The organism is Nocardia sp. BSTN01, assembly GCF_015354405.1.
Lineage (GTDB): Bacteria > Actinomycetota > Actinomycetes > Mycobacteriales > Mycobacteriaceae > Nocardia.
This window is the reverse complement of sequence record NZ_JADKYP010000038.1, coordinates 45666-70701: the sequence shown is the minus strand read 5'-3', so window position 1 is coordinate 70701 and position 25036 is coordinate 45666. Positions and strand designations below refer to the sequence as shown.

Genomic DNA, 25036 nt, shown 5'->3' with positions numbered 1-25036 from the left:
GACAACACCGAGATGAGCGTCAAGCTGATCCAGCCGGTCGCCATGGAAGAGGGCCTGCGCTTCGCGATCCGCGAGGGTGGCCGCACCGTCGGCGCCGGCCGCGTCACCAAGGTCATCAAGTGACTTTGTGAGACAACGCCGTCACGACACGTGACAGCATGAAAAGGGCCGTTCCCCTTGGGGGACGGCCCTTTTCGCGTTCTCAGTTCTCGGTGGCGGCCAGGAGGGCTTCGGCGAATTCGCGCATCTGGTCGGCGCCGCCGAACCAGGTGGTGACGAGTTCCACTGCGGCGGTACGGGTTCGGTGGGCGGCGGTGATGAGTCCGTTGAGGTCGACATCGCCGGCTTCGGCGTTGCGCGCCACATTCTCCAGGGTGTGGCTGGCCAGGAGTAACTGCATCACCAAGCCGACGTCGATGGCCGGGGGTTCGCCGGTGGTTTCGGCTCGGCGGCGGGCCGCGCGCCGGGAGGTCGGGGGCACGCCGGTGCGGGACGCGAGGTCGGTCGGTGTGCTACCGGAAAGGTGATCATTGGTGGCACGGCGATTTCGGCGGCCACCGGTATCCGCAGTCGGTTCGTCGATCACCGAATCGTGCGATGTGGCAACCGCTTCCGCCGACTCGGTCGCCGGGTGGTCGTCGGCTCCGATTTCTTCGGCGGGCGATCGGTGCCGGCTGGTCGGAACGTATTCCGCCGCAGGGGCTTGCGCTGCGCGTCGTCGAAGGATGTCGGTATCGGACTGTTCGAGGAAGGTGCTCGCCGGGGCGGAGCGCAGTCCCACCGTCGCCCCGTTGCGGGTGGGGATCGCGCGCGAAGTGGCGTCGGCGCTTTCCGCGCGGCTGCGAATCGCCGGCAGTGTGTCGGTGTTCTGCCAGGCTTGCGGGTCTGCGGAGTCGGCTCGGTCCGCACCGTCTGCCGCGCCGGAATGGGCCGGGGCGGTTGTTTCGGCGTGCTCGGTCCGGACCGGCTCGTTCGAATGCCGATGCGGAAGCCGTGCCGCGGGAGGCGAGTTCCGGTCCTCCTCGGTAATGTCGTCCGTCGCCGGATTCGCCTCGGCGACAGGGGGCTCGGTGGTGTTTCGCGCGCTGTCGGCGACCGATGCGGCGCGCGTGCTGTGGGGGGTGTGGTCGCCGTCTGTCACCGATTCCGTTGCCGTAGTGGACCGAGGGGCGTCGTCGCCCGGCTGTCCGGTCGGCGGTGTCGCTGCGGACGGCGCGGGCGCGGGATCGGCGTCGCCGCCGGGTGATGTCGCGCGTCCGGTCGCCGATTCGTCATCGCTCGCCGTGGTGCCGCGGGTCTCAGCTGCGTCGGCCGGCGCGGATGTGGCGGCCGACGGCTCCGGGCTCGCGGGGCGCGCGGTGCCGTGCCGGCCCTCGCCCGTGGGTTCGGCTGCCGTGGTCGCGGGGATCTCGCCGGACAGCCGGGACGTGGCGGTACTCGCGGTGGGCTGCTCGTTGTCGCGTGCCCGCCGGGCCGCCCGGGGGATGGGGCGGCGGGTGGTTTCCGTGCTCGCCGGTGTCGCAGCGGTTTCCGTTCCGGCATCGGCCGGTTCGGTCCGGGCGATGCCCTGGGCGGGGGTGGACAGCCGCGTCGGTAGTTTCGGCGGGGCCGGGACGGATGCGGTGGACGAGGCATCCGATTCTGCCGAATCGGCCCGCCGCGGACCCGGCGGATCGGCAGGAGACGCCTCGGCAGCGGACGACTCGGCGGGCTGGGTCTCGGCGCTACGGGAACGACTCTGCCGCCCGGGGTCGATGCCCAGGCTCTCCGCGATGCGGCGGACCGTATCCTCCGGATCCTGAGATCCGGCGTCGAGTCCCTCTGGCCAGCTTGCCTTTTCCGGCGTCTGGATCTCGCCGGGAGCCGTGGACGACCCCAGGACCCCCGATCTCGGATCCACCGGGGGCATCTCCGCCGCGCTCACCGCGAAGCTGGAGGTCGGAGCTGATTCGTCGGTCTCCGCGGCGGGATGGTTCTGCCCCGCACCCCGCTCGTAGTCCGCGTCGAACGGCGAGGCGAACATACTGCGCTGCGCGGGTTCTCGGGTGGGCAGCGGCGGGATCGCGGTACGGGCCGACGTGTCGCGGACCGGCAGCGGCGGTGCGGCAGGAGGCGTCGGAACCGCGCTGCCATTGAGGTAGTCGGGTGAATAGGACGGAACGTCGGTGGGCGAGGCGCCGCCCGGGGGCGGGCCGAAAACGCTCTCGCCCGATCCGGAGTCACCGAATTCGATACTGTCCCAGCGCAGTCCGAACTTCTCGGCACCGCCGTGCGCGGGTCCGCTACTGCCCGCCTGCTGACCCGGCTCCTCCTCGGAGCGGGTCAGTCCGTGCCCCTCTCGTGCAGTATGGGGTTCTCCGAAACGGGCATTGGCGGGATCCGTCATACACCCCATTCTTATCGCTCGCCTTTCCGGGTGCGAGTTCGCGGGGTGTGCGAGGGCTCCCGCCACCGTTGCGCCGCAGCTCAATCCGTCCGTTTCTCGAGTTCGGTGCCGCGGCGCAGGGTGAGTGACATCAGTTCGCTCGGCTCGTCCACTTCGATTCGGTGCCAGCGCCCGCGCGGCACGATGAACGCCTGTCCGGCGCGCAGGGATACCGAAGCCGCCGGGTCGCCGCTCTCACGCAGATATATCCGTATCCCGCCCGAGAGCACCGCCACCAGTTCCTCTCCGCTCGGATGCATTTCCCAGTGATCACCGTGGACGTCGGCATCGGTGGCAACCCGGAACGCCGCCAGGGTCCATCCCTCCACATCTCCGGACATGCGGCGTTGTTCATCGAAAACCCGGCCGTCGGGCAGCATTCGGATGCCGCGTGCGAACAGGTCGACAGGTGCGAGTGACATGGTGTGTTTCCTTTCATTCGGCCACGACCGGAGCCGGGGCGGGCAGGGGTGTGGAGGTGGATCGGCGGGCGGTGCGCGGTATGACCACCGCCGCGACGACCGCGGCACCGAGGAGCAGGACCGCGCCGACCGCCAGTCCGGTCGCATATCCCGCGGTGACGGCCTGGGGTGTCTCCACCGATCCGGTGCGTTGCGCGGCGACCGAGGCCAGGGCGGCCAATCCGATCGCGCCGCCGATCTGGCGGGCACTGTTCATCAGCCCGGACGCCATGCCGGCCTCCGCGGGGGCGACGCCGGTGGTGGCGGCGGCCGCGAGCGGCGCCAGGCACAGGCCGAAACCGATACTGGTGACGAGCGAGGGACCCAGGACCGCGGTGGCGAAGTCGCCACCGGCGTCCAGCAGCGCGAACCATCCGAGGCCCGCGGCGGCGAGCAGCGATCCGGAGATCAGCAGGGTGCGCGGCGAACGCCGGTGGCCGAGCCGAGTCGCGACCACGGTCCCGGCGACGACCCCGGCGGAGAACGGTACGAAGGCCAGACCCGTTGCCGCCGCGGACATCCCGAGCGACTGCTGCATATAGAGCGAGACGAAGTAGAAGGCCGAGAACTGTCCCGCCGCGGCCAGAGCGACGAACAGATCCGCCCCGGCGACCCACCGGTTGCGCAGCAGCGACAGCCGTATCAGCGGCACCGAGGCCCGCCGTTCGAACCATACGAAGGCCGCCAGGAGTAGTAGTGCGGCCACGACCGTCCCCGCGGTCGCGGGCGAGAACCACCCGTAGCGATCGGTACGGACGACGGCGAGAACGAGCAATCCGGCGCCGCCGGTCGCGGTGAGCGACCCGGCGAGGTCGAGCGGCGGACGCATCCCGTCGCGGCGGTCGGCGGGGATGCCGAAGAGGCCGAGTCCCAGCACGATCGCGGCGATCGGCAGATTGACGAGCATCACCCACCGCCATCCGGCGTATTCGGTGAGGATGCCGCCCAGCAGGACGCCCAGCGCGCCACCGGCGCCGTTGGCCGCGCTCCACAGTCCGAAGGCGCGCACCCGCGCCGGGCCGTGCGGGAACAGGACGGTCAGCATCGCGAGGGTGGCCGGTGCGACGGTCGCGGCCGCCACGCCTTGGACGGCGCGCGCGGCGATCAGTTGCCATGGTTGCTGGGCCAGCCCACCGGCCAGCGAGGCGAGGGCGAATCCGCACAGCCCGAGTGCGAACAGTCGCCGGCGGCCGAACAGATCGCCGGCCCGCCCGCCCAGGAGGAGGAATCCGCCGAAGGTCAGGGCATAGATGTGCACCACCCACGACAGATCGATCGGTGTGAAGCCCAGTTCCCGGCGAACGGCGGGCAGCGCCACGTTCACCACCGCCATATCCAGCGCAATCATCAACTGCGCCATCGTGATCGCCGCCAGAGCGAGGCCCGGCGAGTACTTTTTATACATGTATAAAAAGTAACCGACCGCACTGCTCGTTGTCGAGACCTCGTGTCAAGATGGCCGGGTGAGCACCCGAACCGGACGTCCGCCGCGGCTGTCCCGCGCGCAGATCGTGGCCGCCGCGCGCGAGCTGATCGAGACCCGCGGCGTGCAGGCGCTGACCATGCGGCGCCTGGCCACCGAACTCGGCGCGACGCCGATGGCGCTCTATCACCACGTACCGGACAAGGACGCGTTGCTGCTGCTCCTGCTCGACGAGGTGGCCACGGGTGCGGTGCGTCCGCAACTGCCGGAGGACCCGCGCGAGCGCTTGATCGTCGCGGCCCGCGCGATGCACGACGTCCTGGCCCCGGTTCCGTGGATCACCGAGGTGCTGACCGCCGACGACCTGCTCTCACCGGCCGCGCTCTGGTATCCCGAGACGATTCTGGACGCGGCGATGGACGCCGGGCTGGACGCCGATCGGGCGGTGCACGCCTACCGGGCCGTCTGGTACTACACGGCCGGGGAAATTCTGATTCGCGCCGCGGCTCGCCGGCGTCGCGACGACGACCGGCCCGTGTTCCGGGAGCGCGTCTTCGCCGATATCGATGCCGAGGAGCTTCCGCGCCTGGCGGCCGTGGCCGACCGGTGGAGCGCGCTCACCGCGGCCGATACCTACGAACAGGGATTGCGCGCGCTGGTCGACGGCCTGCTGCGGGATCGCTGAACGGGCGACGCCCACTCAGCCCAGGCTGCTCATACCGGCCGCGACGACCCGGGAGAGATTGGTGATCTCCTCCGCGCCGGCGAGTGTCAATCCGTCGAGTGCGTGCAACCGGTCGGTGCTCGCGATGGTGAGCATGGCCGACACCCATGCGGCCGCGCAGGCACGCAGGGTCCCGGGCTGGACCTGACCGGGCGCGCTCGCCTGCAGTACCCGGGCGGTGACGTCGAGGAGTTGATCGCGCATGCGGCGCACCTGTTTGCGCACATCCGGATGCGTATCGGCCTCGCGCCACATGATCACCCGCAGCACCGAGGAATGGTGGTCGCGCAGATTCAGCGCCGCGTCGAGGTTCACCAGGCTGGTCGCCGGATCGCCGGGCCTGACCACCGTGGCGATGTCGTCGATCGGATGGGCGGGAACCCGCTCGGCCATCAGCGCCGAGAGGATCGAGTCCTTGGTGGGGAAGTAGTAGAAGACCAGTCCTTTCGGAACGCCGGCCGCGGCGGCTATCGCAGCCGTCGCGGTCGCGTCGAATCCGTGTGCCGCGAATAGGCTTTCGGCGGCATCCAGAATCAGAGCGCGGGCGTCGCCGTCGACCTTCCGGCTGCGGCGACGCCCCGCTCGATGGGGTGTGGGCCTCTGCATCAGTGAGCAGTATGCATCCGCGCCGATACCTGCGGAAGGGCGGCGAGGGCCACCACGACGGTCAGTACGCCCACGATCCACGCCGTCCACGACGCCGCGCTGAAGGAGCTGTAGTTCATCACCCACGGGGAAATGAACAGCAGGACGCCGAACAGGCCCATGGCGTAATCGGTTGTGGAGATTCCGGGGCGAGTGAACTGGAGCAGGCCGGTCAGGGCGATCAGCACGCCGAGCACGATCAGGGTCCACATGGCGCGGTTGCTGTGGTCGGTCCAGATGGGGGACAGGGCGGTGTAGACGCCCAGTGCCACGGCCACGAAACTCAGGGTGCGGTTTTCGGTGAGCATTGGGGGCCTCCTCAGGGGCGGAATTGTGTTCTGATCTCGGTATAACTCTGATTGACCGCCCGATCAACACTCTGCGCGAAAAATTCCTACACTTGTGTCGGATATGGCGCCCGTCACGACAAACTAGAACGTGTTCTAGTTTATGGTGGATTGGTGCAGCAATACGTCCCGGCAGTGGGAACCGAGCCAGGAGGGCGGCGATGACAGCCCCGATCGTGATCATCGGCGCCGGTCTGGCGGGCCTGCGCACCGCGGAGGAATTGCGCCGCGCCGGATACGAGGGCGGACTGATCCTCGTCGGTGACGAACAGCGCCTGCCCTACGATCGGCCGCCGCTGTCCAAGCAGTTCGTGCGCGGCGAGACCGAGGATACGACGCTGCGCCCGGCCGAATTCTTCGCCGAGAAGAACATCGAGCTGCGACTCGGACTGGCCGCGACCGGAGTCGACACCACGTCGCGCACGGTGACCTTCGACGACGGTTCCGTGCTCGAGTACGGACAGCTGATCATCGCAACAGGTCTGCGTCCCAAGCGAATTCCCGGTTTGCCCGAGGCGACCGGCGTCCACGTCCTGCGACGCCACGAGGATGCGGCGGCGCTGCGCGACGGCCTGGCCACCGCGCGGCGGGCGCTGGTGGTCGGTGCGGGCTTCATCGGCTGCGAGCTGGCGGCGAGCTTCCGTTCCCGCGGCGTCGACGTCGTGCTGGTGGAACCGCAGCCCACCCCGCTGGCCGCCGCGCTGGGTGAGACGGTCGGGCGCCTGGTCGGCCGGATGCACCGCGACGAGGGCGTGGACCTGCGCTGCGGTGTCGGGCTGAGCTCGCTGCAGGTCGAAGACGGCGCGGTCACCGGGGCCACGCTCGCCGACGGCAGTACGGTCGCCGCCGATCTGGTCGTCATCGGCGTCGGCTCCGCGCCGATCACGGAGTGGCTGGCCGGATCCGGCATCCCGCTGGCGGAACCGCAGGCGGGCGGGGGTGTCCTCGCCGACGAGGTGGGGCGCACCTCGGTCGAGGGCGTGTGGGCGGTCGGCGATGTCGCGGCCTGGCGTCACGACAACGGCCGGCACAAGCGTGTCGAGCACTGGACCAACGCCGGCGAGCAGGCCAGACTCCTGACGACCGCCCTGCTCGGCGGTGACGTCCCCGCGGCCGCCCGGGTGCCGTATGTGTGGAGTGACCAGTACGACCTGAAGATCCAGGTGCTCGGCACTCCCGCGGGCGCCGACGAGATCCGGGTGATCGAAGACGACGGCCGCAAATTCCTGGCGCACTACTTCGACGGCGGGGTCCTGACCGCCGTGGTCGGTGGCGGACGCACCGCGCAGGTCATGAAGATGCGCGCCGAACTCGCCGCCAACGCCCGGTCCGCCGCACCCCTGAGCTGAACGCCCACGTCGGCGGGCCGACCGGCGCCGGCTCGAATCGGGCGGTGCGGGCGGTCCGCCACCGGCATGGAAAGACATGTCCGGCCGATACCCCAGGCGGGCGCGAGGGTGCGTGGCGACGCTAATACAGTGGCTGGGTGATCGTTGCGCTCATCGATTCCGGACTGGGGTTGCTGCCGACGGGGGCGTGGCTGCGCAAGTTGCGTCCCGACCTCGATCTGCTGCTGCAACTGGATCCCGATGGTGCGCCGTGGGGTCCCAAACCCGAGCGGTGGGTGATCGATCGGGTGCTGGATGCCGCCCGCCGATCGTTGCGGCTCGGCGCGGAGGCCGTTGTGCTGCCGTGCAATACCGCCAGTGTGACCGCCCTCGAGCAGGTGCGGGCCGAGGTCGGGCCCGAGGTGCCGGTGATCGGCACCGTCCCCGCGATCAAACCCGCCGCCGCGGCCTGCGCCTCGGTCGCCGTGTGGGCGACCGCGGCCACCACCGCGAGCCGCTACCAGGCCGATCTGATCGCCCGTTTCGGCGGTGAGGCCGATGTGACGGGTGTGGCGTGCCACGGCCTCGCGGACGCCATCGACCGCGGGGATCTCGCGGCCGTCGAGCACGCCATCGCCCGCGCCGCCGAGCAGACCCCCGCCGGCACCGAGGCGGTCGTACTGGGCTGCACCCACTACCCGCTGGTCCTCGATTCCATCGTGGCCGCACTGCCCTCCGGCGTCCGGCTGTTCGACAGCGCGGAAGCCGTTGCGGGCCAGACTCTTCGGCGCATCGACGCGCTGGGCCGGCCGACCGCCGGAACCGGCACGGTGACCGTGTACAACAGCGGCCGCGCCGGTGAACTGCCCGCGAGTGCGGCGGCCTTCGAATCGGGCCGAGTGCTCGGGGCGGTCGATACCGCCTGCCCCACCGTCTAGTCTCGCGGGGGCACCGGGCGGACCGTGTTGAACCGGTCACGCTTCCGCCCGTGTCTCCCGACGGCCACGCCGTGCCGAAGCCGGTGGCCTTGAATGAATCCTGTTCCCGGACATCTTCTTTCGACACCTCCGCACCGCTGTGGCGCAGAATCGCAGACGATGCTGTGACCTGCGCCCCAGCCACTCGTGGGAGGTCTGGTGGTCCGTGATCGGGCGCGGTTCTACCGTATTTTCCGCAGACGTACAGCGCGGTCGTCGACGCATTTTCCGCACCCACCCCTACCGGGCCGGCCGCCACGGGCGTCGGCGTATCGGTAACAGACAGACCCGGAGTTATGGCTACCCGAACGCCTTGGAGCGATGTTCATCCCGGAACCGGCGACACCGAATCGTCGTACCGCCCACTACCGACGCCGCCGAGCGGTCGCCGTCCGGTGTGGGGATACCTGTGCGGTGCCGGGTTGTGTGCCACCACTCTCGTTCTGTTGTTCCAGCCCTGGTTGTCTGCGGCCGGGCCGGGTGGCACGATCCGGTCGGATGCCTTCGGCCGGCTGGCCGGCACCGAATCCCAGCAGGACTGGGGAGGCGCGGGTCTGCACAACACCGATATCAGCGGCACATGGGCGGTGCTGACCTGTGTCGCGATCCTCGCGACGATCTTCGCGGTCGCGGCGTATCTGCGAACTCGCGCCACGATCTTCTCCACCGCCGCCGCGGTCGCGGTGAGCGGTGTGGCGCTGTTCGTTCTCGCGGACGTGCTGTACCTCGACAACAAGGAGTCCGAGATGCGCGCGGCGGTCGCGGACGACAGCAGTTTCTCCGGCATCCTCCGCGGTCTCTTCGGTGGGGCGCATGCCGCGCACCAGCTAGCGGGTGCTCACCTCGACATCGCCGCGATGCTCGCCGGAATCACCGCCTTCGGCGCGGCCACGTGTGTGCTGACGAACCATCTGCGCGAAAATCCGGTGACGCGCGCCGTCGACCGGACGCTGCCGACCCTCGCCGACGCCGCACCCTCCTCGGCGCCGATCGCCCCGACCCCACACTCCTCGGTGCCGGTCATGCCGCTCTCGGCGCCGGCCGCGCAGCCCATGGCGCGGGCCGCGCAGCCCTCGGGGTCGGCCGCGCAGCCCTCGGGGTCCACCGCACAGCCCTCGGGGTCGACCGCACAGCCGTTGGCGGGTGTCGCACAGCCCTCGGCACCGAACACAGCGCCCCCGATGTCGATCGCGCCGCCGCAGGTGCCGGCCGCCCCGCACCTGATCACGCCGGCCGCACCACCGGCGCCGGTCGTCGCGCTCGCGGATATCACCGCCGAGCACGAGCCCGCCCCGCGTAACCCCGACACTCCGCGGTTCCCGGCCGGGAAACAACCCAGCTGGCGCATCGTCATCCCCGCGGGGGCGGTGTCGCCCCGGACCCCCACCCGAGTGGAGCGCACCTTCGCCGGGTAGTACCGCCCCGACGGGTCCGCGCCGGACGCGTTGTCGCAGGGAATCGGGTGAGCGGTGAGTGATACTGCCGTACATGATCGTTGCGCATATTCCGGAGAATCAGGCTTCGGCGTCCCGCCGACTCGGCGGTGTGCGGCCGTGACGGCCGCGCCGTCCGCCGCCGATGTCGCGCGTGCCATGGACGAACTGGGTGATCCCGCACGCGCCGTCGAGTTGCGGAGGTTCTTCAAAACCGGGCCCGGGGACTACGGCGAGGGCGACGTCTTCATCGGCGTCCCCGTGCCGCAGACCCGCACGGTCGCGAAAGCATTTTCCGCCCTGCCGATTTCGGAGATAGCTGAACTTTTGCGGAGTCCGGTGCACGAGCATCGGCTCGCGGCGCTGGTGATCGCGAACAATGCGATGGCGAAGGCGGGGAAACCGCGCACGTACGACGGTGCCGCTCAACAGGAAATCGTCGACATGTATCTGGCGGCGGTGCGCGGCGGACGCGTGAACAATTGGGATCTGGTCGACGTATCGGCCGAGAACATCCTGGGCCCGTGGTTACTGGGACGGCCGCGGGATCTGCTCGACGAATTGGCGCAGTCGGATTCGCTGTGGGAACGCCGGGTCGCGCTGCTGACGACCTTCGCGTTCATCAAGGCCGGCGACGCCTCCACCACGTTCGCACTGTGCGAACGGCTGCTCGACGATCGGCGTGACCTGATTCAGAAGGCGGTGGGCTGGATGCTGCGGGAAGTCGGCAAACGAGTGGACCGCGCGTTGCTCACCGATTTCCTGGACCGTCGTGCCCACGATATGGGTCGCACGGCGCTGAGTTACGCCACCGAACATCTGGAACCCGAGGCGCGCGCGGCCTATCGGGCGCAACGACAGTCGCCGTAGGTCCGTCCGCCGTGCCCGGTCTCCAGGCCGGCCACGGCGGCGACGGACCTCAGAACTGGATCTTCAGATGATCGGTGACCGGATGCGCCTGGCAGCCGAGGATGTATCCGGCTTCGATGTCCTCCGGATCGAGAATCTCCGAATTGTCCATCTCCACTTTGCCTTCCAGCACCGTGCAGGCGCAGGATCCGCATTCGCCCTCCTGGCAGGAGTACGGCACGTCCAGACCCTTGGCGAGCATGATGTCGACCAGGGTCTGGCGGCGCGGCCACCGCATGGAATGGGTTTCGCCGTCGAGTTCGACCTCCACGGTGGCCGCGTCGGCGGCGTCCTCCTCGCTGACCTCGACCGGGGCACCGGCGGCGAACGGATCGCCGGACAGCGAATTGAAGACCTCGGCGTGCGTGCGGCTGCGCGGCACCTCCAGCTGGGCCAGTGCGTCGTGCACCCGGTCCATGAACGCCTTCGGCCCGCACATGAAGGCGCGGAAACCGGTGTACGGGGTGCACAGCGCGGCCAGTCCGTCGGCGGTCGGCAGGCCCTGCAGCGTCTCCAGCCAGTGCACCACCACGAGCCGCTGCGGATTCTTGTCGGCGAGTTCGCGCAGTTCGGCGGCGAAGATGACTGATTCCGGATCGCGGTTGGCGTAGACCAGCACGATCCGGCCGGTGCCGCGGGCGAGCGCCGATTTCAGGATCGACATGACCGGGGTGACACCGCTGCCGGCGGCGAACAGCAGCAGATCCTCGTCCAGATCCTTGGGCGTGAAGACGCCGGAGGGCGGCAGCACCTCGATCTCGTCACCGGCTTCGACGTTGTCGCACACCCAGTTCGACGCGTATCCGTCGATCGTGCGCTTCACGGTGACCTTCGGCTGGACATCGGTGTGCGGCGAGCTGGCCAGCGAATAGCAGCGCGCGACCGAACCGGTGCGCTCGCTCGGGATGCGCAGCGTCAGGAACTGGCCGGGCTGATAGGCGAAGCGCTCGCGCAGATCTTCGGGCACGTCGAAGACCAGCGAACAGGCGTCGGGCGTCTCGTTGACGACAGCGGCGACCCGCAGCACGGCCGATCGTGAGCTGTGCGGTACGACGGGATCGGCGGTGGTCATGGTGTCCTCTCGGGGCCGGGCACGGGAGCAGGTAAACTAGAACGTGTTCTAATTTATGATACGTGGCCGTCCCGCTGCCGGACAAGCTGGGCCTCGAGCCCCGCGATCAGCACATCCATGCCGAAGTCGTAGGAGTATTTGCCGCGCAGGTCGCCCATATGCTTGACGGCCCGCTCGACGGCTTCGGGAAGCGGCATGTCGACCAGCGCGGATCGGTCCCGCGGATTGACCCGGGCGCGGCCGAACAGATAGGTGTGAATGGTGGCATAGGCGGCGAGCACATTGCGATCGTCGAATCCCGCATCGGACAGGATTTCCATCACAGCGGCGATCAGATCGAGCTGTTTGCCCAGCGTCTGTTCGATCAGCACATCGCCGAGGCCTGGGTGTTTGCGCAGCTTCTCATCGATCTGATCGATGAGTTCGCGCAGGCGCTGCTGCCAGGTGCCGAATTCCGGCGGTGGGGTGCGCACTCCGGTGAGGGCCGCGCTGGCCACCAGATCCAGCAGTTCGCGCTTGTCGGCGACGTAGTAGTAGGGGGCCATCGGTGAAACGCCGAGTTCGCGGGAGAGCCGGCGCATCGACAGCTTCTCCACGCCGTCGGCGCGCACCACACGCAATGCGGCCTCGACTATCTCGGCTTCCGAGAGTGTGTTGCCGCCCCCGCTCGTCTGCATCCGTCCGACTCCCATGCCACCTCTAGACCTGCGCAGCCCGCCCGACGGCCACCCGTCATCTGCTGTTCAACGTGCTTGCCTTCCGCAGTCTAGAGTGCGCGTTCCCGGTCGCGGTCCGGTACATGGAGGAGATCGGCGCACACGGTGACGCCGCACGTCACGCGGTAGTAGCCGGAGATGAACTACCGCCTCCCGTGCGGTATCTCGTTGATCATGAAGTGAATGTTGCCGTGTGGTAGCCAGATAGCGTCGATGGTCATTGACATCCACGCAACGCCGGAGCCGGTGCGTTGCCGCCGGTTTCGTATCGAATTCGATCCGTTTTTTTCGACACGGGATGCCCGGCGGGCGGTTAGCGCATAGCATTCTTGGAATGCGCCATGATCGACTGCCCAATGGGTTCGGGGTGCGAATCGATCCTCGGGTGCGCACCTATTCCGGTGGACGGCTCTTGGTCGGCGGCTCGCCGACGAGGTTGCTGAAACTTGCTCCGGAAGCGGCCGCCCTGATCGGTGACGGGTATCTCGAAGTGACGGATCCCCAGTCCGCGGTGGTTGCCAGACGGCTGCTCGACTCCGGGGTGGCCAACCCGCGTCCGCGCCTGCTGCCCTCGCCCGAGGAAGTCACGGTCGTGGTGCCGCATTGCAACGACGCCGCCGGACTGCAGCGGCTGCTGTCGACCCTGCGCGGGCACAGTGTGGTGGTCGTGGACGACGGTTCCGACCGGCCGGTCCGGATTCCGCGCACCGGGGGACGTTGCCGTGTCACCGTGTTGCGCCACGATTCGCGGCAGGGCGTGGTCGCCGCGCGCAACGCCGGACTGCGGGCGGCGACAACGGAATTCGTCGCATTCCTGGATTCCGATGTGGTCCCGCGCGCGGGCTGGCTGGAGGTCATGCTCGGCCATTTCAGCGATCCCGAGGTCGCCTTGGTCGCTCCGCGCATCGTGGTGCGTGAGCCCGATGCCAGTGTGCTTGGCCGCTACGAGAGCGCGCGGTCGTCACTGGATTTCGGCCGCCGGGAAACCGCGGTCAGCTCGCGCGGCTCGGTGTCGTACGCGCCGGGCGCGGCGCTGCTGGTGCGGCGCCACGCTCTGCTGGCCGAGGGGGGATTCGACGAGCAGATGCGCTCGGCCGCCGATGTCGATCTGTGCTGGCGGCTCGAGCGCGCCGGCTGGCGGTTGCGGTACGAGCCGGCCGCGCACGTCGCCTGCGATCAACCGGCCTCGTTCGGTAAGTGGTTCGGCCGCAAGGTCTCTCACGGCGCCGGGGCGGCGCCGCTGGCCCGCCGCCATGCCGGGATGGTCGCTCCGCTGTCGGTGCCGTTCTGGACGATCGCCGCGACCGCGCTGCTGGCCACCGCGTCGCGCGCCGGAATCCTGGGCGGGCTCGCCACGCTGCTCGCCGCGCTGATCCGGCTGCGGCGGGTGTTCGCCGAACTCGACAATCCGACGCGGGTGGCGGCCATCCATCTGGCCCGGGGTTTCTCCGCCGGGGTGTGGCGGATCGTCTCGGCGCTGTGCCGGCACTACTGGCCGGTGACAGTACTGGCGATGATCGCCTCCCGGCGCATCCGCCGGCTGGCGGTGGCGCTGGCGGTCGCCGACGGACTGGCCGACTGGTTCACCCATCGCGATGCCGGCGGCCTGGATCCGGTGCGATATCTGATGTGCAAGCGGCTCGACGACCTCGCCTACGGCACCGGCCTCTGGTCGGGTGCGCTGCGTGCGCGCAATGTGGCCGCGCTGCGCCCGGCCGTTCCGCGGCATTGATGGCGGGGGTCACATGTGGCCCCGATATGCCGTCTACCTCACATTTCGCCGTGATCCGGTGCCGATGTGACCTGTCGGACAAACCGTATGCTTCGCCCATGCCCTTCCTGACCCGCCGGTACAGTGTGGGACGGGAAAGAAAGGCAAATGGTCAGCAATCTCACAGGCGATAACCGTCCCGAGGGCAGGGTCGAGCCCGGGACGCAGCTCGGTGCGCTGGAAGCCTATGCCGCTCAGGCCCACGGTTACCTCAGTGTCGGGGGTGATCAGCTCAATCAGCTGCCCGGATTGCTGCGGCCGCTGGTTCTGGAGTCCTGGCTGCGCAGTGTGCGCGGCGGGGTCGATCCCATGGACGTACTCGACGGCCGCGGTCTGCGCGGCGCCGATCTGCAGCGCTACCGCGACAACCATCCGATTGCCGCGGTGATGCCACTGGTCGACAAGTTGCTGCTGCAGGACGCCACCGGCATCGGGCTGATCGTGGTCGTCGCCGACCAGTTCGGCCGGGTGCTCTCGGTACACGGCAACCCCGACCGGGTCGAGGCCGCCGCCGAGGTCGGCCTGCGCGAGGGCGACGATCTGTCCGAACGCCGCATCGGGACGAATGCGGTCGGACTGGTGGTCCGAACCGGCCGCGCCACCTGGATCCACGGCCCGGAACATTTCCTGCACCGGATGCATCAGCTCACGGGAGCGGCCGCGCCCGTGCACGATCCGGACGGCCGGTTGGTCGGCGTGCTGATGATCGCCGGCGGCGTGCGCGTCGCCCGCCCGGAGATTCTGGCGCTGGTGAAGGCGGCCGCGACCGCGGCGGAGATGGACCTGGTGCTGGCGGCCGTGCGCACCGAACAGCGCGGCGCGGATCGTCGTGCGCCCGTGGATCATTCGTCGCCGCCGCGGACCGCCGGCCGGTTGGCGCTGGAGGTGCTGGGTCTGGGTCAGCCGCAGCTGTCGGTCGACGGGGAGCGCATCGCGTTGTCGCAGCGGCATGCCGAGATCCTGCTGTTGCTGGCCGAACACGGAGAGGGGCTGTCCGCCGATCATCTGGCGCTGCTGCTCGACGACACCGACCTCGACAACGCCACCATCCGGGCCGCCATGTCGCGGCTGCGCTCGGTGGTCGGCCCCGACGTCTTCGGCTCGCGGCCCTATCGGCTGCGGGTGCCGGTGTCCACGGATGTGGAGGCGCTGCGCGCGGCGCTGGATTCGGGGGACGTGCACAGTGCGGTCCGCCATTACACCGGACCGGTGCTGCCCCGTTCGACCGCTCCCGGAGTTATAGACATCCGCGATGAATTGCGGGTGCGGCTGCGGACCGCGGTGTTACGTTCCGGTGACGCCGCCGTGCTGAGCCGGTGGACCTCGGGCGCCGAGGGCCGTGACGATGCCGCCGCGTGGGTGGCCTATCGAGCCACGGCGGATCGCGATTCTGCCCTGTATGCCCAGATCGAGGCCAAAATTCGGGTGCTCGACCGGCGGATGGGCGCCGATGCAACGCAGATGCAACGTTTCGGCTCGTAGGCTCCGCGTCTGAAAGTGTCCTGACTCACACAAACAGGTCACAGTGTGGTTTCGGGCACATCTCTGCTCGGATATCGACCGAATTGGACGCTAGTCCGAGTTTTTTTGAAGGATCTCATTCCTTTTTATTAGTCTTCGGCCTAGTGTTCGCTGCATCGGTGGCGCGAGTCGCCACCGGCCGATGCAGGAGATGAGGCCGCGGGAGCTCGGGGCCGCGATGTTGGAGGAAGTCGAGTTCGAGGATGAGTTGGTGACCGCACCGGTTCACCGAAATTACTGAGACACAAACCATTTCGCTCTTTCACACCTTCGCGATCGCGTGAGGTGTATTCGCCGAACCAACCGTGGCAAAGCCAGGTCCGCGTCGTCGCGCGGTGCCCGGGGCTTATTTCGTGCTGCCCGAAAAGCGTTCGGACGCTGGGTATTTCGTCAATCGAGGAGGCTCTGGTGCAGGGTTCGGAGTTGAGCGGATTCGGTCCGGGGGACAGTCACGGTGCCGAGACCACGTCGGATCCGTCGCCGTTCCCGTTGACACCGGCGCAGCTCGGAGTCTGGTACGCCCAGCTGCTCGACCCCGGGACTCCCATCAATATCGCCCAGTACGTCGACGTGCACGGCGACCTCGATGTCGAAGTCCTGCAAAAGGTCTCGGTCGACGCGGCGCGGGAGTTCGGGTCCACGGTGGTGCGGCTCGGCGAAACCGACGGCGAGCCGTATCAGTGCGTGGACCCGCGGCTTCCCGTCGACATCGTGCCGGTCGATCTGCGCGATGCCTCCGATCCGGTCGCCGCCGCCCGCGACTGGATGCGCGCGGACTACACGCGGCCGGTGGATCTGCTGACGGACCGGCTGTTCGCCGGGGCCGTGCTGCGGGTCGGCGAGCGGCGATGGTTCTGGTATCTGCGCGCCCACCACATCGTTCTCGACGGATTCGGCGCCCTGACCAACACCATGCGCGTCGCCGAGCGCTACACCGCCGAGTTGGGCGGCGTCGAACCCGAACCGGCCAAGGCGGGCAGCCTCGAATCGCTGGTGGAGGGCGAACGCGGCTACCGCGACAGCACCCGATTCGGCTCGGACCGGCAGTACTGGGGTGAGCGGGTCCGCGACCTGGACGGCGCGACCACACTCAACGGCCGCACCGCACCCCGTGCGGCCGGGAATCTGGTGCACGGCCGCCGCCTGCCGGACAAGGTCGTCACCCGGATGAACGACCTTGCGGCAGCGCATGATTCGAGTGCCGCGGTGGTGCTGCTCGCTGCCTTCGCGGCCTATCTGGCCCGGCTGACCGGACGCGACGAGGCGGTGCTGAGCCTGCCGGTCACCGCTCGCACGACCGCCGTGATGCGGCGCTCGGCCGGCATGCTCTCCAATATCGTCCCGCTGCGACTGCAGGTCGGTGACGCCACCTGGGCGCAGTTGCTGCAGCAGACCCGGATCGAGGTCGCCGGGGCCTTGCGGCATCAGCGCTATCGGCACGAGGACATCCGCCGCGACGCCGGAATGGAAGGTCCGGCCACCCGGCGCTCGCTGTTCGGGCCGCTGGCCAACATCATGCTGTTCCGCAGCGATCTGACCCTGGGCGATACCGTCGGCCGCTATCACGTGCTCTCCACCGGGCCGGTCGAGGATATGAGCCTCAATGTCTACTACGGCGACAGTGACCGGGTGCATGTGGACTTCGAGGCCAACCCGAATCTGTACGGTGCCGACGACATCGCCCGCCATCACGCGCGCTTCGTCCGGTTCCTCGAGCGGCTGGTCGACCTCGATCCCGAGCGGCCGCTGTCGTCGGTGGCGGTCACCACCGATCTGGAGCGCGAGGTCAGCCTCCGGATCTGGAATGCCACCGAGGTGGATATCGCCGAGCTGGCGGGGGCCGACGCGACCCTGGTGTCGATGTTCGAGCGACAGGTCGCGCGGACCCCGGACGCCGTCGCGCTGCGCGGCGCGCGGACCCTCGGCTACGCCGGATTCGCGGCCGAGGTCAACCGGCTCGCGCGCCACCTGATCGCGCGCGGCGCCGGGCCGGAAACCACGGTGGCACTGCATATTCGGCGTTCACCGGAGCTCGTGGTCGCGATGTACGCGGTGCTGGCGGCCGGTGCGGCGTATGTGCCGCTGGACCCCGATCATCCCGCCGAACGCATCGGGTACGTGCTCGAGACCGCGAAGCCGGTCTGTGTGCTGACCACCGTCGCCGATCACGGTGACGGCGACACCCGATGGATCGATATCGACGAACTGGATCTGTCTTCGCTGTCCGATCGGCCGGTCACCGATGCCGAGCGCGTCTCGCCGCTGCGGCCGCGGCATCCCGCGTACGTCATCTTCACCTCGGGCTCCACCGGACGGCCGAAGGGCGTCGCGGTCACCCATGCCGCGATCGTCAACCGGCTGGTCTGGATGCAGAGCGCCTACCGGCTCACCGCCGCCGACGTCGTGTTGCAGAAGACCCCCGCCACCTTCGACGTGTCGGTGTGGGAGTTCTTCTGGCCGTTGCAGGCCGGCGCGAGCCTGGTGCTGGCCACGCCCGACGGGCATCGGGACCCGGCCTATCTGCGTGCGGTGATCGCCGAATTCGGTGTCACCATCGCGCATTTCGTGCCCTCGATGCTGGCTGCGTTCCTCGGCGGCGTGGTCGACAGCTCCGCGCTGGGTTCGCTGCGGGCGGTGTTCGCATCGGGTGAGGCGTTGCCCGGGCCGCTGGCACAGCGACTACTGGCGGTCGCGCCGCGGGCGCGGCTGCACAATCTGTACGGTCCCACCGAGGCGGCGGTCGATGTCACCGCCCATCAGGTAGGTCCGCTCGATACCACCGGTGTGCCGATCGGCGCACCGGTCTTCAACACCCGGCTGTACGTGCTCGACGCACGGTTGCGGCCGGTGCCCGTCGGTGTTCCGGGTGAGCTGTATCTGTCGGGGGTTCAGCTCGCCCGGGGCTACGTCGGGAGGCCGGAGCTGACCGCCGAACGGTTCGTCGCCGATCCGTTCGCGGACAGTGAGACGGAGGCCGGCCCCGGGGCGCGGATGTATCGCACCGGGGATCTGGTCCGCTGGACGGCCGACGGTGAGCTCGAGTATCTGGGCCGCACCGATTTCCAGGTCAAGCTGCGGGGACTGCGGATCGAACTCGGCGAGATCGAAGCGGTGCTCGGCGCGGTGCCCGGGGTCGCGCGCGCGGTGGTCGTGGTGCGCGACGATGCCGGGACCGGTGCGCAACTGGTCGCCTATCTGGTCGAAACCACCGCCGGCGCGGTCGACGTGGCGCGGGTGCGCAGCGCGGCCGCGCGGGAATTGCCCGGTTATATGGCGCCGGCGGCCTACGTGATGCTGGCGTCGCTGCCGGTCAACGCCTCCGGCAAACTCGATCGGGCCGCGCTGCCCGCGCCCGAGCGGACCGCCGGACGCTACCGCCGGCCGCAGTCGGTCTCGGAGCGTGCTGTCGCCGAGGTGTTCGGTGAGGTGCTCGGCCGTGAGCGCATCGGACTCGATGACGACTTCTTCGCCCTGGGTGGTAACTCGCTGGTCGCGACGCAGGTCGCGGCGCGACTGAACGCCGATCTCGGCTGCGCGCTGACCGTGCGGGAACTGTTCGAGGCCACCACGGTCGAGGCGCTGGCCGAGTTGATCGACCGCGCCTTCGAAACCGAGGACATGCACGAGAGCGCCGGTCCGGTCGCGGGGCCGCGTCCACTGGTGCTGCCGCTTTCGCCCGCGCAGCAGCGCATCTGGTTCCTCAACCGGTTCGAGCAGGACAGCGCCGGCTACAACATGCCGTTCGTGGTCCGGATGACCGGTGCGGTCCATATCGATGCCCTGCGCTCGGCCCTCGCCGATGTGGTGGCCCGGCACGAGGTGCTGCGCACGGTCTTTCCCGCGGACGACGACCTCGTGGCGCGGCAGCATATTCTTCCCGCCGAGCAGGTAGGTCCGGAAACCTTCGCGGTGGAAACCGTTGCCGCGGAGGGCCTCGACGCCGAGCTGGCCCGGCTGGCCGCGCGTGGCTTCGATCTGACCGCCGAAATCCCTGTGCGCGCGGTGATTTTCGAGCAGTCCGCAGACGATGTCGCGTTGGCGATCGTGCTGCACCACATCGCCGCGGACGGACTGTCGCTGCCGGTGCTGGCGCGGGATGTGGCCGCGGCCTACACTCTGCGCCGGTCGGGAGTCGACGCCGTCGAGGCGCCGCCTACGGTGCAGTACGCCGATTACGCGCTGTGGCAACGGGATCGGCTCGGTGATTCCGAAGATCCCGATTCTCTGGCCGCCCAGCAGCTCGGCTACTGGTCGCACACGCTGGCGGGAATTCCCGACCAGCTGGACCTGCCCGCCGATCGGCCACGGCCGGCGGTGGCCGGCGGCCGGGGCGCCACCTACCGCTTGGAACTTCCCGCGCACCTGCACACCGCGATCGCCGAACTAGCACGCGCCCAGGGGGTTTCGACCTTCATGGTGCTGCACGGCGCGCTGGCCGCGCTGCTCGCGCGCGTCTCGGGTGGGGAGGACATCGTGATCGGCACGCCGGTCGCCGGTCGCGGCCACCGCGAACTCGACGATCTGATCGGCATGTTCGTCAACACGCTGGTGCTGCGCACCCGAGTGGCGGCCGCCGAACCGTTCACCGCTCTGCTGCAACGGGTCCGGGCGGTGGACCTGGGCGCCTTCGCCCAGGCCGATCTGCCCTTCGAACAGTTGGTGGAGGCGCTCAACCCGGTCCGATCGCAGGCCCGGCACCCGTTGTTCCAGGTGATGCTGGGTGTGACCGACACTCAGGACATCGCCGTCGAGTTACCCGGATTGTCCGTGCGGACGAGTACCCTGGACACGGCGGTGACCAAGTTCGACCTTCAACTGACGGTCACCGAAAGCTTCGCCGGTGCCGGTCCCGGGGAAGGTCCGGCACCGGCGGGGATCACGGCGGAGTTCACCTACGCCACAGATCTTTTCGAGCCGGACACCATCGCGGGGTATGCGCGGTGGTGGCGGCAACTGCTCGCCCATGTGGTCGCCGAGCCCACCCGCGCGGTGGGGCAGCTGCCACTGCTCGATGCGGCCGAGCTGCGGCGTGCGATCGAATCCGGCCGTCGCGGCGCCGAGGGATCCGCCCCCGACGTGCTCACCGCATTCGAGCGGCAGGTGCTCCTGCGGCCCGGCGCGCTCGCCGTGGTCGACGGCGAGCGGCACTACACCTATGCCGAGCTGTCGGCCCGGATCAACCGCCTGGCGCGGCATCTCGTCGGCGCGGGCGTCGGCCCGGAATCGCTGGTCGTCCTGGGTATGCGCCGGTCCGCCGAGCTGGTGATCGGCGCCTACGCCGTACTCGCCGCCGGCGGTGCCTACGTGCCGGTCGACCCGGATCAGCCGACCGCCCGACTGCGGCAGATGGCTGAGATCGCCGCGCCGGTGTGCATGCTGACCGCCGGGGACGCGCCCGATCTCGACGTCCGGCAGATCGCGATCGATGCGCTCGAACCGGACGACCTGTCCGAACGCCCGCTCACCGACGCCGACCGGCTCGCGCCCGTGCGCTCGGCCGGCACCGCGTACGTCATATTCACCTCCGGGTCCACTGGAACGCCGAAAGGCGTTGCCGTCCAGCGTGGTTCGCTCGACAACCAGATCGCGTGGATCACCGGCGAGTACGGGATCGACGAGCGGGACGTGGTGCTGTTCAAGACCCCGGCCACCTTCGACGTCTCGGTATGGGAGCTGTTCGCGCCGTTGACCAGCGGAGCGCGGCTCGTGGTGGCCGCCCCGGACGGGCACCGCGACACCGCTTATCTGGCGGACACCATCGCCCGGCACGCCGTGACCATGACCTCGTTCGTGCCGTCGATGCTGGCGACCTTCGCGAGCACCGTGGCGCCGGCCGATATCCGCACGCTGCGTTGTGTTCTCGTCGCCGGGGAGGCGCTCAACGGTGCGGCGGTGCGCGCGTTCGCCGCGGTGAGCGATGCCGCGGTGCACAATCTGTACGGGCCCACGGAATTCACCGTGCACGCCACCCACGCGCCGATCGCGCCCGACCACGCCGGCCCGGCGCCGATCGGTACACCGGTGCGCGACAGCCGTGTTCTGGTGCTCGACCGGCATTTGCGGCCGGTCCCCGATCTGGTGATCGGCGAGCTGTACCTGTCCGGTGCGCAGATCGCCCGCGGTTACCAGGGGCGGACCGGCGCGACCGCCCAGCGATTCGTGGCCGATCCGTTCGGACCCGCCGGCGCGCGCATGTACCGCACCGGTGATCTCGTACGCCGCCTCCGCACCGGGGAGCTGGAATATCTGGGGCGCGGCGACTTCCAGGTGAAGGTGCGGGGCCAGCGCATCGAACTCGGTGAGATCGAGGCGGCCCTGCTGGCGACGCCGGGCATCGACGCCGCCGCGGTGCGGGTGTACCGGCATCGGGCCGGGGATCTGCTGGTGGCGTATGTCGTATGTGACGGCGATCCGCAGACCCTCGCCGAGAGCCGTCTGCGGGATCGGCTGCCCTCCTATATGGTGCCGAACGCGTATGTCGCGCTGGCGGCCATGCCGCTCACGGCCTCCGGCAAACTCGATCGCGCGGCCCTGCCCGATCCCGTGCTTGCCGCACAACGGTTCCGGACGCCGGAGAGCGCCGAGGAGAAGGCGGTCGCGGCGGTCTTCGCCGGCGTCCTGGGTGTCGAACAGGTCGGACTCGACGACGACTTCTTCGCCCTCGGCGGCAATTCGCTGGTGGCGACCCAGGTTTCGGCACGGCTGGCCGAGGCGCTGGACCGCGAGGTTCCGGTGCGCCTGCTGTTCGAGACCCCCGGCGTCGCGAATCTCGCTCGGCGACTGCGAGACTCGGCTCCGCGCCGCCACCGCGCCCTGATCGCCGGTCCGCGGCCGCGATCGCTGCCGCTGTCCTACGCGCAGCAGCGGATGTGGTTCCGCAACCAGTTCGACACCGCATCCGCGGTCGACAATCTGACCACCGCCATCCGGCTGCACGGGGCGCTGGACATCACCGCCCTCGCCGCGGCGGTGCGCGATGTGCTGGCCCGGCACGAGGCCCTGCGAACCCGCTATCCCGCCGTCGACGGGGTGCCCTTCCAGGACGTGCTCGATCCGGCGGACGTGGTGGTCGACCTGACGCCGCAGCCGGTGCACGAGGACGAATTGCCGCGGCGTCTGCGGGCCGAGGCGGCCGTCGCCTTCACAGTGCGCGACCAGGCGCCGATCCGGACAGCACTGCTGCGCTGCGCCGCCGACGTGCACGTACTCGTCGTCTCGATTCACCATATCGCGGCGGACGGCTGGTCGATCGCGCCGTTGACGCGGGATCTGATGCAGGCCTATGCCGCGCGCACGTCCGGTCGCGCACCGCAGTGGCTGCCGCTGCCGGTGCAGTACGCCGACTACGCGCTGTGGCAGCGGGCCGTGCTGGGCTCCGAAGACGATCCGAATTCGCCCATCGCCGAGCAGATCCGGTTCTGGGCAGGCGAACTGGCCGGCCTGCCCGACGTGCTGGCCCTGCCGGGCGATCGGCCGCGGCCGGCGACGGCGACGGGTCGCGGCGCCCGGTATCGCTTCACGCTGCCCACCGAGACCGTCTCCGCGCTGCGCACCCACGCCGAGCGGACCGGCGCCACCTTCTTCATGGCGCTGCACGCCGCCTTCGCGGTGGTACTGGCGAAACTGTCCGGGCAGCGCGATATCGCGATCGGTACGCCGATAGCCGGCCGGGGTGAGGCAGCGCTCGACGATCTGGTCGGCATGTTCGTCAATACGCTGGTGTTGCGCGCCGACGTCGCGCCCGAGTCCTCGTTCAGCGCACTGCTCGACACCGTGCGCGACGGCGACCTGCGTGCCTTCGCGCACCGTGACGTCCCCTTCGAGCGTCTGGTCGAGGTGCTGAATCCGATGCGCTCGGCGGCCCGGCATCCGCTGTTCCAGGTGATGCTGGATCTGCGCCAGGCCGCCGCCGCGCCACGGCTGCCCGGCCTGCGCGCGACGATGCTCGAACTCGATTCCGGCACAGCCAAATTCGACCTGCACCTGACGGCCGAGGAACGGGCCGACGGCAGTGTGGCCGCGGTCTTCGAATATGCGACGGACCTGTTCGACGAGCCCACGATCGCGGGATTCGCGCGCCGGTTCCGCCTGGTACTCGAAGCCCTGGTCGCGCAGCCGGAACGGCCGGTCGGCGATATCGAACCGATGTCGGCCGCCGAACGCGAACAGACCCTGGTGACGTGGAACGACACCGCGCACGAGGTGCCGGCGACCACGCTGGCCGACCTGTTCGCCGACCAGGCGCGGCGCAGCCCGAATGCCGTCGCCGTGCGCTTCGAGGACGCCGAATGGACCTATGCCGCTTTCTCCGCGCGCGTGAATCGGCTGGCGCGGCTGCTGGTGTCGATCGGCGTCGGCCCCGGGCGCACCGTGGCACTGGGTATCCGCCGCAGCGACGACCTGGTCGTCGCCCTGTACGCGGTGGTCGCCGCGGGCGCGGCCTACGTACCGCTCGATCCCGACCATCCGGCCCACCGCACCGGTGACGTGCTGCGCACCGCGCGGCCGGTGTGCGTCCTGACCCGCTCCACCGACGGACTCGACCTCGATACGAGCGGTCTGGTCAGTCATTGCGCCGTCCTCGATATCGACCTGTTCGACACCGGTGACTACTCGTCGGCGCCGCTCACCGACGCCGACCGGCTGCGACCGCTGCTGCCGGGCCATCCCGCCTATGTCCTGTTCACCTCCGGGTCGACGGGCCGGCCCAAGGGTGTGGCGGTGAGCCACCGGGCGATCGTGAACCGGCTGGTGTGGATGCAGTCGGAATACGAACTGGGCGCCGGCGATGTCGTCCTGCAGAAGACTCCGGCGACCTTCGACGTGTCGGTGTGGGAGTTCTTCTGGCCGTTGCAGGTCGGCGCCCGGCTCGTGGTCGCCCGGCCCGACGGCCATCGCGACCCCGCCTACCTCGCCGGCGTGATTCGCGCCGAACACGTTTCGGTGGCGCATTTCGTGCCCTCGATGCTCGCGGTGTTCCTCGCGCACGCGCGGCCGGGTTCGCTGCGCACGGTGTTCGCCTCCGGGGAGGCGCTGCCGGCGGAGGTCGCGCGGTGCGTGCGGGCGGCCACCGGTGCGCGACTGCACAACCTCTACGGGCCGACCGAGGCCGCGGTCGACGTCACTCACCACGAGGTCGTCGACGGCGACACCGCGACCGTGCCGATCGGCCGTCCGGTGTTCAACACGAGGCTGTACGTGCTGGACGGGCGGTTGCGTCCGGTGCCGGTCGGCGTCGCCGGTGAGCTGTACCTGGCCGGCGCGCAGCTGGCCGAAGGGTACGT

At 69.5% G+C, this 25036-nt stretch carries 15 protein-coding genes and 1 pseudogene (1 of these 16 running past the window's edge); 9 read left to right on the top strand and 7 right to left on the bottom strand.

Features of this window, described 5'->3' with window-relative positions:
• Positions 1–123, top strand: a pseudogene (locus IRT45_RS25460) (elongation factor Tu); the annotation flags it as partial.
• Between the two features lie 79 nt (positions 124–202).
• Here IRT45_RS25460 and IRT45_RS25455 read toward each other — a convergent pair.
• The 3 genes from IRT45_RS25455 to IRT45_RS25445 all read right to left on the bottom strand — a co-directional run bounded on the left by IRT45_RS25455 (position 203) and on the right by IRT45_RS25445 (position 4291).
• Positions 203–2386, bottom strand: coding sequence for a hypothetical protein (locus IRT45_RS25455; RefSeq protein WP_194808398.1), 2184 nt, complete (start codon positions 2384–2386; stop codon positions 203–205).
• A gap of 80 nt (positions 2387–2466) precedes the next feature.
• The gene (locus IRT45_RS25450) at positions 2467–2847 is read right to left on the bottom strand and encodes a cupin domain-containing protein (protein WP_194808397.1); all 381 of its coding nucleotides are present in this window, start codon (positions 2845–2847) and stop codon (positions 2467–2469) included.
• A gap of 13 nt (positions 2848–2860) precedes the next feature.
• Entirely contained in the window at positions 2861–4291 is a 1431-nt protein-coding gene (locus tag IRT45_RS25445; protein WP_194808396.1) for an MFS transporter, read from the bottom strand.
• A 58-nt stretch (positions 4292–4349) separates the two neighbouring features.
• Here IRT45_RS25445 and IRT45_RS25440 point away from each other — a divergent pair, with 58 nt between their 5' ends.
• Positions 4350–4994: a TetR/AcrR family transcriptional regulator gene (locus IRT45_RS25440; protein WP_194808395.1), complete on the top strand. Its 645-nt coding sequence runs from the start codon at positions 4350–4352 to the stop codon at positions 4992–4994.
• Between the two features lie 15 nt (positions 4995–5009).
• Here IRT45_RS25440 and IRT45_RS25435 read toward each other — a convergent pair whose 3' ends face one another.
• Both IRT45_RS25435 and IRT45_RS25430 read right to left on the bottom strand, forming a co-directional pair.
• A complete protein-coding gene (locus IRT45_RS25435; protein ID WP_194808394.1) occupies positions 5010–5639 on the bottom strand; it encodes a TetR/AcrR family transcriptional regulator in 630 nt (209 codons plus the stop codon).
• On the bottom strand, positions 5639–5986 hold the full coding sequence (locus IRT45_RS25430) for an SPW repeat protein (protein WP_194808393.1): 348 nt from the start codon (positions 5984–5986) through the stop codon (positions 5639–5641). Before IRT45_RS25430 ends, IRT45_RS25435 begins: the two co-directional genes overlap by 1 nt.
• A gap of 200 nt (positions 5987–6186) precedes the next feature.
• Between IRT45_RS25430 and IRT45_RS25425 the strand changes: the two genes are divergently transcribed.
• The 4 genes from IRT45_RS25425 to IRT45_RS25410 all read left to right on the top strand — a co-directional run bounded on the left by IRT45_RS25425 (position 6187) and on the right by IRT45_RS25410 (position 10633).
• Entirely contained in the window at positions 6187–7374 is a 1188-nt protein-coding gene (locus IRT45_RS25425; RefSeq protein WP_194808392.1) for an NAD(P)/FAD-dependent oxidoreductase, read from the top strand.
• A 137-nt stretch (positions 7375–7511) separates the two neighbouring features.
• Positions 7512–8291 carry a glutamate racemase gene (locus IRT45_RS25420; RefSeq protein WP_194808391.1) on the top strand — a complete coding sequence of 260 codons (780 nt, stop codon included), beginning with the start codon at positions 7512–7514 and terminating at the stop codon, positions 8289–8291.
• 335 nt (positions 8292–8626) lie between these two features.
• On the top strand, positions 8627–9745 hold the full coding sequence (locus tag IRT45_RS25415) for a hypothetical protein (RefSeq protein ID WP_194808390.1): 1119 nt from the start codon (positions 8627–8629) through the stop codon (positions 9743–9745).
• Positions 9746–9922: 177 nt separating this feature from the next.
• Positions 9923–10633 carry a DNA alkylation repair protein gene (locus tag IRT45_RS25410; protein ID WP_194808400.1) on the top strand — a complete coding sequence of 237 codons (711 nt, stop codon included), beginning with the start codon at positions 9923–9925 and terminating at the stop codon, positions 10631–10633.
• 49 nt (positions 10634–10682) lie between these two features.
• On the opposite strand, the gene IRT45_RS25405 is transcribed toward IRT45_RS25410, so the two are convergent.
• Positions 10683–11744 (bottom strand): ferredoxin--NADP reductase, encoded by a 1062-nt coding sequence (locus IRT45_RS25405; protein WP_194808389.1) that lies wholly within the window; start codon positions 11742–11744, stop codon positions 10683–10685.
• 53 nt (positions 11745–11797) lie between these two features.
• A complete protein-coding gene (gene mftR2 / locus IRT45_RS25400; protein WP_030517131.1) occupies positions 11798–12421 on the bottom strand; it encodes a mycofactocin system transcriptional regulator MftR2 in 624 nt (207 codons plus the stop codon).
• Positions 12422–12794: 373 nt separating this feature from the next.
• On the opposite strand from mftR2, the gene mftF reads away from it, so the two are divergent.
• From mftF to IRT45_RS25385, 3 genes are all read left to right on the top strand, one after another.
• Positions 12795–14192, top strand: a complete 1398-nt coding sequence (mftF, locus tag IRT45_RS25395; RefSeq protein WP_194808388.1) for a mycofactocin biosynthesis glycosyltransferase MftF — start codon at positions 12795–12797, stop codon at positions 14190–14192.
• Positions 14193–14339: 147 nt separating this feature from the next.
• Positions 14340–15713: a GAF domain-containing protein gene (locus IRT45_RS25390; RefSeq protein WP_194808387.1), complete on the top strand. Its 1374-nt coding sequence runs from the start codon at positions 14340–14342 to the stop codon at positions 15711–15713.
• 447 nt (positions 15714–16160) lie between these two features.
• On the top strand, positions 16161–25036 hold the 5' portion of the coding sequence (locus IRT45_RS25385; protein WP_309241151.1) for a non-ribosomal peptide synthase/polyketide synthase. It continues 8779 nt past the right edge of the window; 8876 of the gene's 17655 nt are visible here — the first part of the coding sequence; the start codon lies at positions 16161–16163; the stop codon falls past the right edge of the window.

Excerpts from the sequence above, each read along its gene's own strand:
- IRT45_RS25455 (WP_194808398.1), bottom strand. The coding sequence starts at position 2,386 with ATGACGGATCCCGCCAATGCCCGTTTCGGAGAACCCCATACTGCACGA.
- IRT45_RS25450 (WP_194808397.1), bottom strand. The coding sequence starts at position 2,847 with ATGTCACTCGCACCTGTCGACCTGTTCGCACGCGGCATCCGAATGCTG.
- IRT45_RS25445 (WP_194808396.1), bottom strand. The coding sequence starts at position 4,291 with ATGTATAAAAAGTACTCGCCGGGCCTCGCTCTGGCGGCGATCACGATG.
- IRT45_RS25435 (WP_194808394.1), bottom strand. The coding sequence starts at position 5,639 with ATGCAGAGGCCCACACCCCATCGAGCGGGGCGTCGCCGCAGCCGGAAG.
- IRT45_RS25430 (WP_194808393.1), bottom strand. The coding sequence starts at position 5,986 with ATGCTCACCGAAAACCGCACCCTGAGTTTCGTGGCCGTGGCACTGGGC.
- IRT45_RS25425 (WP_194808392.1), top strand. The coding sequence starts at position 6,187 with ATGACAGCCCCGATCGTGATCATCGGCGCCGGTCTGGCGGGCCTGCGC.
- IRT45_RS25415 (WP_194808390.1), top strand. The coding sequence starts at position 8,627 with ATGGCTACCCGAACGCCTTGGAGCGATGTTCATCCCGGAACCGGCGAC.
- IRT45_RS25410 (WP_194808400.1), top strand. The coding sequence starts at position 9,923 with ATGGACGAACTGGGTGATCCCGCACGCGCCGTCGAGTTGCGGAGGTTC.
- IRT45_RS25405 (WP_194808389.1), bottom strand. The coding sequence starts at position 11,744 with ATGACCACCGCCGATCCCGTCGTACCGCACAGCTCACGATCGGCCGTG.
- mftR2 (WP_030517131.1), bottom strand. The coding sequence starts at position 12,421 with ATGCAGACGAGCGGGGGCGGCAACACACTCTCGGAAGCCGAGATAGTC.
- mftF (WP_194808388.1), top strand. The coding sequence starts at position 12,795 with ATGCGCCATGATCGACTGCCCAATGGGTTCGGGGTGCGAATCGATCCT.
- IRT45_RS25390 (WP_194808387.1), top strand. The coding sequence starts at position 14,340 with ATGGTCAGCAATCTCACAGGCGATAACCGTCCCGAGGGCAGGGTCGAG.